The following is an 8580-nucleotide window of genomic DNA, read 5'->3' as shown; positions in this document are numbered from 1 at the left end:
TTGTTCTATAGTACTTTTTTCATCCCCAAGTTGTGATCCTAAAAATACTTTTATTTTTATTCTGCCATTTGTTTTGGCTTCTACCTCTTTAGCAAATGCTTGATCTCCTATTATTGTTGGATATCCAGCAGGTTGATTATCTGATAATCTTAAAGTAACTGATTTAGTTGCTGTTTTAGCAGCACCCTTTGTAGCAGTTGATGTTTTGCTTCCACAACCAGCTAACATTCCTACAGTTAGTACAAGACATGAAAATATTGCGATAAATTTCTTTTTATTCATTATTTTTGCCCCCCTAAGAATCTTTCTTGTTTATAATATTATAATACTATTTTATGAAACCCTTTACTAGAAGAAAAACTTGCGATTATATGTAATCGATTGTCATATTAAAAAATTCCCTCATCATCATATTAAAAATACATGATGATGAGGGAATACATTATGTTTGATTTATTTTAGAAAATCTTCTCTGCGAGGAGTAAACACGTCTAATATTGTTGCATCTTCTAATGCTAAAACACCATGAAGTGCATTTGGCTTAACATAATAAGTATCACCAGTTTTTACTATTTCCTTTTTACCATCAATGTTTAACTCAAAACTTCCTTTTAGTATGTAACTAATTTGTTCATGCATATGTGAATGAACTTCTCCGACTGAACCTTTTTTAAAATGCACTTCAACCATCATTATATTTGTTACTTGTGCTAGTACCTTTCGAGATACACCCTTTCCTAAATCCTCAAGTTTAACATCATCATTTCTTACTATCATACTCAATTCCTCCTTAAATTTCTATTGCTCATAAAATAATTATTAATCGTTACCATTGGCTATTTAAAATATTATACTTATTTGTGATTATCTTAACTTATTTGTTTAATTTATGCAATTTATTATTTGAATTTACAACTATATACCCTTCTGTACTCTATTCTATAAATTGCAGTACTCCTTAGGCGATATATTAGTATACTTCTTAAATGCTTTACTAAAATAATTCTGATCCAAGTATCCAACCTCAAATGCAATTTGTTTTACTGATTTTTTTCCTTCTATTAGCATACTCTTTGCCTTTTCCATTCTAATTTTAATTATATATTCCTTAATATTTGTACCTTCCACTTTAGAAAAAATTCTACTTAAATAAAAACTACTCATAGATATATAATGAGCTAATTTATCTAGACTAACATCATTCATATAATTATTTTCTATATATTTTTTAACCTTTTCCACTACATCGATATTTTTGCTCCTTTTATAGCTTGATATGTAAGTTATAAGATTTTTTAGCACTAGACTTACACAATTTTTTAAATCTGAAATTTTTCTTAAGTTAATAAGTTCTTCAAGGATTTTATTTTTACTAAAATCTTCGAAGTCTTTTCCGGTGAATTTATTTATATCCTCAATAACACTATCTATAATATGTAAAAGTATTTTTTTTAAAACCACTAGATTAGGACTACCATCTCCGCTCAATAAGTCACTTAAAATAATATCTAATTCAATTATTGCTCCATTTAAATCTTCCTTTATTACTTTTCCACTTAAAATATGATTAACTTCATTTACATCGCCTGTGATGCTAATATTTGTTTGAAATTTACTACCAATTTGTGTATCTACATTTTCAAAGTTTTCAGAGCATCTCTTAGCTTCTTTATAAGCGAGATATAATTGATTAATTCCATCGTTAACAGCAGAAATACCTACATATACTGTTATATCATATCTTATTTTAAACTCCAATCGCAAATCATTTAACAGACTTTCAAAACCTCTACTTAAAATTTTACTACCAACGGATTCATCAAAGACAAATAATATAATATCATTTAAACATATCCCACCAATAATACTCGGAAATAAGATATTCAATTTATTTTTTATTAAAGTTATACTATTCTCATTAAATAACTTTTTTTCATTTAAATTAAATACAATGCAACAAAACTTAGCACTATCAATTTTAAAAATATCTCTATACTTATTAAATTGATCTTCAGTTAATGTTAATCCATAAGCTATGTTTTCTACCATTTGTTTTTCAACATAAGGCGATATTTTCTTATAAGTTTCCTTTAATCGAATATTTTTATTTTCTATTAAATTCTTTGTGTTAATTTTATTAATTACTTTATTTACTGAGTTTACAAATTCATCATTTGAAAAAGGCTTTAATAAGTAATCGCTTACTCCAATACTTAATGCCTTTTTCGCATAATCAAAATAATTAAAAGCAGTAATTATTATAAATTCAGTTTGCGGATAACTTTCTTTAATAATACTACAGGCCTCGAGTCCCTCCATTATCGGCATATGAATATCCATTAATATAATATGAGGTTTTAGAAGTATTGCATCATCTACTGCATCCCTTCCATTACTAACCTCATCTACAACTTCAATGCTTTGTGAAAAGTATTTTTTTAGCAGAAACCGAAGAGCCTTTCTTTCTAAAGCCTCATCTTCAGCAATTAAAAGCTTTATCAATATCTTCACCCCCATTAATAGGAATGGAAATTATTACTTCCATCCCTTCCCCTCTTTCACTTTGAATTTTAAATAAATCCCCCCTATCAAAATAAAGTTCTAATCTTTTTTTCACATTAAAAACTCCGAGTCCAGTTGATCTATTTTTTATATCACTCAATAATATATCAATTTTTTCATTATCCATTCCAACACCGTTATCCTTAATACTAATAGAAATAAAATTATTCTTATCCTTTGCTACAGTAATATGTATTATTCCACCACTATCTTTTTCTTTTAATCCATGAATTATTGCATTTTCAACAATAGGTTGTATAAGCATCGGTGGCACTTTAATATTATCCAAAGTTTCGTCAATATTAAATATAAAACTCATTTGATCTTGAAACCTAGTTTCTTGTATAATAACATAGGCTTTAACCATACGAATTTCTTCCTTTAATTCTACCATTTTGTCCTTGCAGTCCAAATTGTATCTCAATATTTTTGAAGTAGCTTCTATTAGTTTCACCGTTTGATCTGCATCCTCAAACATAGCTACTCTACCAATAGTATTTAAAGTGTTGAATAAAAAATGTGGATCCATCTGTGATTGCAATGCTGACAATTGTGTTTCCTTAATTAATTTGTCCTTCTCAGTGTTTTTAAGCTTTTCGGCATGGTACCTATTTTCAATTTCAGCTTTTTCATTTAATTCCTGTATAAATTCACGAATACTATATTTCATCTTATCAAAAGCCTTAGCAAGACTATTTAGCTCCTCATATTTTTGATCCTTAAGATCTGGTATCCCCCATTTTGCATCAGTTAAAAGTTCAGCATAAGACCTAAGTTTACCTATCGTATTGTTTAAATCGTGGCTTACCATCATAGTAAAAACAAAACTAACTAAAATAATGAATATTAACCCAGTATAAATTTTGCTCTCTGTATTATTGTACTTCTGCACAGAAATAGAATATTTATTATTACTATACTGCAAATATGACACTAACAATGACTCCGAATGTTTAGTTATATAAGTAAATAGAGTTTTTATTTCAGTTAATTTATTATAACTACTTGGATCTAGTCTTTCTGAATTAATAACTTTACTCATTAAATGATAAGACTTAGTCTTATAAATATCATACATGTTATTTAAATTTCTTAAATAAATACTACTATTTTCATCTTTTTCGATGTAGGGTTGAATTTGGAGCAATAAATTATCTATTTTATTATTTGAATCAGTATATTTTTGAATATTACTATCATCTTTTGTTTTTATAAACATATCGAAATAACCCCAACTATTACTAAATTCTAGTGATAGTGTACTCAATTTTATATTTATATTTGTATAATCATCATAATTCTTAGCAGTTATTTTTTTTTCATACAAAGAAAAAATGAAACCAATACTCATTAGTAATATAATAAGTATAAAATTATTAAAAACCTTTCCTCCTATTGACCTTTTACTAGTAAATTTCTTTAATTTCATTTTAAGCTCCTTTAAAACAAATAATACCTTTTGTAATTTTTATGTATAATATATAAAATGTTACATCATTATACCTTTATTATACTATCTAATTCATATACAGTCTAACAATTATTATAACAAAAAAGTGATACATATGAATTTAATTCAATGTATCACTTTTAATGTTTGTTTTATATTTATTTTATATCTTTAGTTAAGACTGCATCCATATCTGTAAACTCCTGATTTTCTCCAACCATACCCCAAATGAAAGTATAGTTTTTTGTTCCAACACCTGAATGTATAGACCAGCTTGGTGAGATAACTGCTTGTTCATTTTTCATAACAATATGTCTTGTCTCTTGTGGTGTTCCCATAAGATGAAATACAACATTTTCTTCATCCATATCGAAATATAAGTATACTTCCATACGTCTATCATGAGTATGGCAAGGCATTGTATTCCATACACTACCCGAACTAAGTATTGTCATTCCCATAACTAATTGACAGCTTTTGCAAACTGCTGGATGAACATATTGGTTTATTACTCTTTTATTACATTCTTCATCTGAACCCGCTTGGACCTTATTAGCCTTTTCTAAACTGATTTCTACTGTAGGATAGTTTTTATGTGCTGTTGCACTATTCATATAAAATTTAGCTGGATTTTTAGCGTCCACACTTGTAAAACTAATTTCTTTAATTCCTAGTCCAACATAAAGACCGTCTCTAGCTCCTAGTTCATGTTTTTCACCATCTAAAGTTACTGTTCCTGCTCCACCAATATTGATAACCCCCAGTTCACGTCTTTGTAGAAAATAATCACAACCTAAAGCTTTACTTCCCTCAAGTACAAGAGCCTTATTGGTTGGCACTATACCTGCAACTATTATTCTATCAATATGACTATAAACCATCTTTATTTCACCTGTCACAAATAAATCCTCAATTAAAAAATGTTTCCTTAATTGCGTAGTATCATAACTCTTTGCATCTTCATCATTACTTGCATATCTTATTTCCATTACAATTCCTCCTAATATATTTTTTATTACTAAACTGCTAATTTAATTACTTCTAGTTTATTCGTTACATGATTTTCTTACAATAAGCTCAGGTTGTAATATAATTATTTGTTTAGCAATCTGATGATTATTAATTTCAGCAATCAAAACTTTTGCTACGATTTCCCCTAGCTCAAATTTTTTTTGGTGAACTGTTGTTAGCGGAATCGTTAACATAGCCGCTTGTTCAATATCATCATACCCTGCTATACCAAGCTCTTTTGGTATTAAAATATTATTCATGTGAGCATACTTCATAACACCCATTGCTACAGAATCATTTATAGTAAAAATAGCATCTACCTTTTTATTTATAAGGATTTTAGCTAACTTAAAGCCATCTTCAAAATTTGCACTACTGTTTAATAAAATATCATTCTTAATTTCTATATTGCTTTGCGTTAATATATCTTTATATCCTTTTAGTCTTTCGTTACTTGCAGTAGATGATTCATCACCAAGTATTACTCCAATTCTTCTGTATCCTTGCCTTAGCATATGAGAAACTATTTTTCTAGCACCAATATAATTATCATTACCTACATAACTTACTTCTAAATCCTCTACATAATTATCTGCCATTACTAGAGGAACATTTTCTATAATTTTTTTATAATCACTCGCTTTGGGTTTTACTGGAATAAGTATTATTCCATCAACCCTTTTCTGTGCTAGAAAATCAATATACCTGTTTTCATTTTCTTTATTCCTATCACTGTTACAGAGAACAAGTCCATAACCTATTTTTTCCAAATATGAACTAACTCCTTTACTCACATATGCATAATATTGATTAGTTATATCTGGTATTAGAAGCCCAATCATATTAGTCTTATTTAAAATAAGACTTCTAGCCGCAGCATTAGGTATGTATCCCTTTTCCTTACATGTTTTTAGTATTCTCTCTTTTGTTTTCCTAGATATCTCTTTGCTATTATTTAATGCCCTAGATACAGTAGTTGCAGAAACATTACATTCTCTTGCTATATCCTTTATTCCTACCATATTTTTCTCCTAACCGTTAAATTAATATTTTCCGTTAACGTTAACGGCTTATCTACACTATACCATTAGTTAATATGTATTACAACATTTAAGCACAAAAAGACAGACCAGAGAAGGCCTGTCTTTTTCAAATATCCTTTATAATTTTTTATATATATGTAATCTTAATTATAAATTTTCTTTTATTTTGTATATTAATTGTTTGTATTCTTCATCTTTAAGAAAAACCTTGTCACTCGGTGACATTTCAAATGTTCCTCCAAAAGAAGGTCCACCTTTATATTTAGGAACTATATGAAAATGAAGATGAGTCATGGTATCAGCATAAGCGCCATAATTAATTTTATCAGGTGAGAATGCTTTGTTTAAAGCACTTGCCACTCTTGACACATCACCCATGAATGCTGAAAGTTCCTCATCAGTTAAATTGAAAATTTCACTTTTATGATCATTATATGCTACAACACATCTACCCTTATAAGTCTGTTCTTTAAATAAATACAATGTTGAAGCCTTAAGCTTACATATTTCAATCATTAAATTAGAAAGCCTTTCGTCCTTAACACAATAAAAGCAATCATTATCAAAGTTCATATTAAATCTCCCCTTTTTTTAATACCTTAATTTAATTGTATCATTAACCTTATATTTTGTAATAGTTTTCATTCATTTATTTCTATGAATTTCTTTTTCTAAGGTCACTTGCTATTTCAAGATATTTTTTATCTGTTAAATTATATAATGTACTGATTACAAGCATTGCTATTCCAAGAGCAAAAGCTGGATACAATAGGAGTAATCCTTTTATTCTAAGTAATGCACCTGATGATTGTGCTACCTTTGGTATATATCCTGTTAATGCTAAACCAATACCAGCGGCAAATCCAGCTACTGATTGAGCTATTTTTCATGAAAAGTTAAATACAGAATAAGTTATAGCTCCTCTTTTTTCTCCAGTTTTCCATTCACCATAATCAATAGCATCAGAAACTAATGCCCAAGTCATTCCATTAGGAATACTTAATCCGAAGTAAGCTATACTTTGAAGTGCAATAAATGAAACTAAATGTAGTGGTAATACAAAGTTTAGTAAATCAGCTATTATACTGATTGCAAATCCAATTATAACTGTATTTTTCTTACCAAATCTTTTTGATAATATCGGCATAGCCACAACACCTAGTAATGAACAGCCTATAGCTACAAATCCTACATAAGCCATTAATCCCTTATTACCAAGATTATACTGGCAAAAATACAATAACATTGCTGATCTAAGATTAAATGCTGAAATTGAGAATATTGTCATTAAAATTAGTACAAGTAGTGGTCTGTTAGTAAATATTGTTTTTATTATATCTTTAAAATCTATTTTTTGAGTTTCAACTTTAGCTACTGGTACATTTTCTCTACAATTTCTAAAAGTTATATAAAATGCACCTATGCCAAAGAGTGCCATAATAGCAATGGCAACTGGCCATCCCAAGTTTGGATTATTAAATTTTGCAACAAGAGGTACCACAACTACAGTTGATATTAACAAAGCCATAGTACTGCCTAATTGCCTAAAAGAAGCAAGCGATGTTCTTTCTTGAGGATTTTGAGTCATAGTAGCTGCTAGTGTGCCATAAGGAATATTTGTAAATGAGTATGCTACACCCCACGCCATATATGATCCATATGCGTATATGATTTTACCCTCAAGGGAAAAGTTAGGTGCTAAAAACACAAATACTGATATAATTGCAAGTACTATACTGGCTATAAGCATAATTTGTCTATACTTTCCTGCACCTGGTTTTCCTTTTCTAGTATCAATAAAAGTTCCGGCTAAAGGATCAACTATTGCATCAAATAATTTTGTGAATAAAAAGACTCCTCCTGCAACTGCTGCTGGAATACCTGCAACATCTGTAAAGAATTTTAGTAAATAAAGTTGACCCATGTCAAACATAAATCCATTTCCCATATCTCCAAATCCGTATGATATTTTTTCTTTTAATGTTAATTTTTTTATCTTATGCTCCTCATGTTAATTAAAATTATATTTTTCGAAAAGTTCATTGCAATTATTATTTCTTTAGCTAAAATTTATATTCACCTAATTAAATAATAAATATTATTCCAATTTACTCTGAACACATTAATATTTTTACCTCCATTTTTAAATTTAGTACTTTTATGTTAACGTAAACAACTCGCTATTTTTTTATTATAACCTTATTTTTTTTAAAAATCAACATAAAATTGTTATCGTTAACATATTTTTATATTGATTGTAGTTTTTTTAACAAATAGGCCTAAATTTTAATGTTAATAGCAAATATCTTGGTACATAACCTTGATATTTGCAATATTTAACTAATATCTACACTAAAATCTTTACAACTACTTTTTTAACATGCTTTGTATTTCCAGCATTAATCGTTGGCATGTGAACATCCTCTGGCGCAAATATAGCAAATGTACCCTCCTTTACTAATAACATATCTCCTTCACCTTTAAGAAAAAAAACATCTTTTTCTTCATTATATT

8 protein-coding genes and 1 pseudogene are annotated in these 8580 nt (G+C 28.4%); all 9 read right to left on the bottom strand.

Features of this window, described 5'->3' with window-relative positions:
* Positions 1-282: pseudogene (locus Q0649_RS09120) on the bottom strand (TRAP transporter substrate-binding protein); the annotation flags it as partial.
* Positions 283-453: 171 nt separating this feature from the next.
* Positions 454-777 (bottom strand): cupin domain-containing protein, encoded by a 324-nt coding sequence (locus tag Q0649_RS09115; protein WP_298840557.1) that lies wholly within the window; start codon positions 775-777, stop codon positions 454-456.
* 162 nt (positions 778-939) lie between these two features.
* Positions 940-2502, bottom strand: coding sequence for a helix-turn-helix domain-containing protein (locus Q0649_RS09110; protein ID WP_298840554.1), 1563 nt, complete (start codon positions 2500-2502; stop codon positions 940-942).
* Positions 2480-3991 carry a sensor histidine kinase gene (locus Q0649_RS09105; protein WP_298840552.1) on the bottom strand — a complete coding sequence of 504 codons (1512 nt, stop codon included), beginning with the start codon at positions 3989-3991 and terminating at the stop codon, positions 2480-2482. The genes Q0649_RS09110 and Q0649_RS09105 overlap by 23 nt, the downstream gene beginning before the upstream one ends.
* 179 nt (positions 3992-4170) lie before the next feature.
* On the bottom strand, positions 4171-5001 hold the full coding sequence (kduI, locus tag Q0649_RS09100; protein WP_298840550.1) for a 5-dehydro-4-deoxy-D-glucuronate isomerase: 831 nt from the start codon (positions 4999-5001) through the stop codon (positions 4171-4173).
* 57 nt (positions 5002-5058) lie between these two features.
* Positions 5059-6045 carry a LacI family DNA-binding transcriptional regulator gene (locus Q0649_RS09095; protein ID WP_298840547.1) on the bottom strand — a complete coding sequence of 329 codons (987 nt, stop codon included), beginning with the start codon at positions 6043-6045 and terminating at the stop codon, positions 5059-5061.
* A gap of 168 nt (positions 6046-6213) precedes the next feature.
* Positions 6214-6639 carry an HIT family protein gene (locus Q0649_RS09090; RefSeq protein WP_298840544.1) on the bottom strand — a complete coding sequence of 142 codons (426 nt, stop codon included), beginning with the start codon at positions 6637-6639 and terminating at the stop codon, positions 6214-6216.
* A gap of 313 nt (positions 6640-6952) precedes the next feature.
* A complete protein-coding gene (locus Q0649_RS09085; protein ID WP_367179368.1) occupies positions 6953-8035 on the bottom strand; it encodes a glycoside-pentoside-hexuronide (GPH):cation symporter in 1083 nt (360 codons plus the stop codon).
* A 378-nt stretch (positions 8036-8413) separates the two neighbouring features.
* Positions 8414-8580 (bottom strand): YhcH/YjgK/YiaL family protein (locus Q0649_RS23060; protein WP_367179367.1); only part of this gene is annotated, 167 nt, incomplete at its 5' end.

Origin of the sequence: uncultured Clostridium sp. (genome assembly GCF_937920395.1) — a bacterium.
Taxonomy (GTDB): Bacteria; Bacillota; Clostridia; order Clostridiales; family Clostridiaceae; genus Clostridium_AD.
Note: the sequence above shows the minus strand (reverse complement) of the source record. Positions and strands in the feature narration are given on the sequence as shown.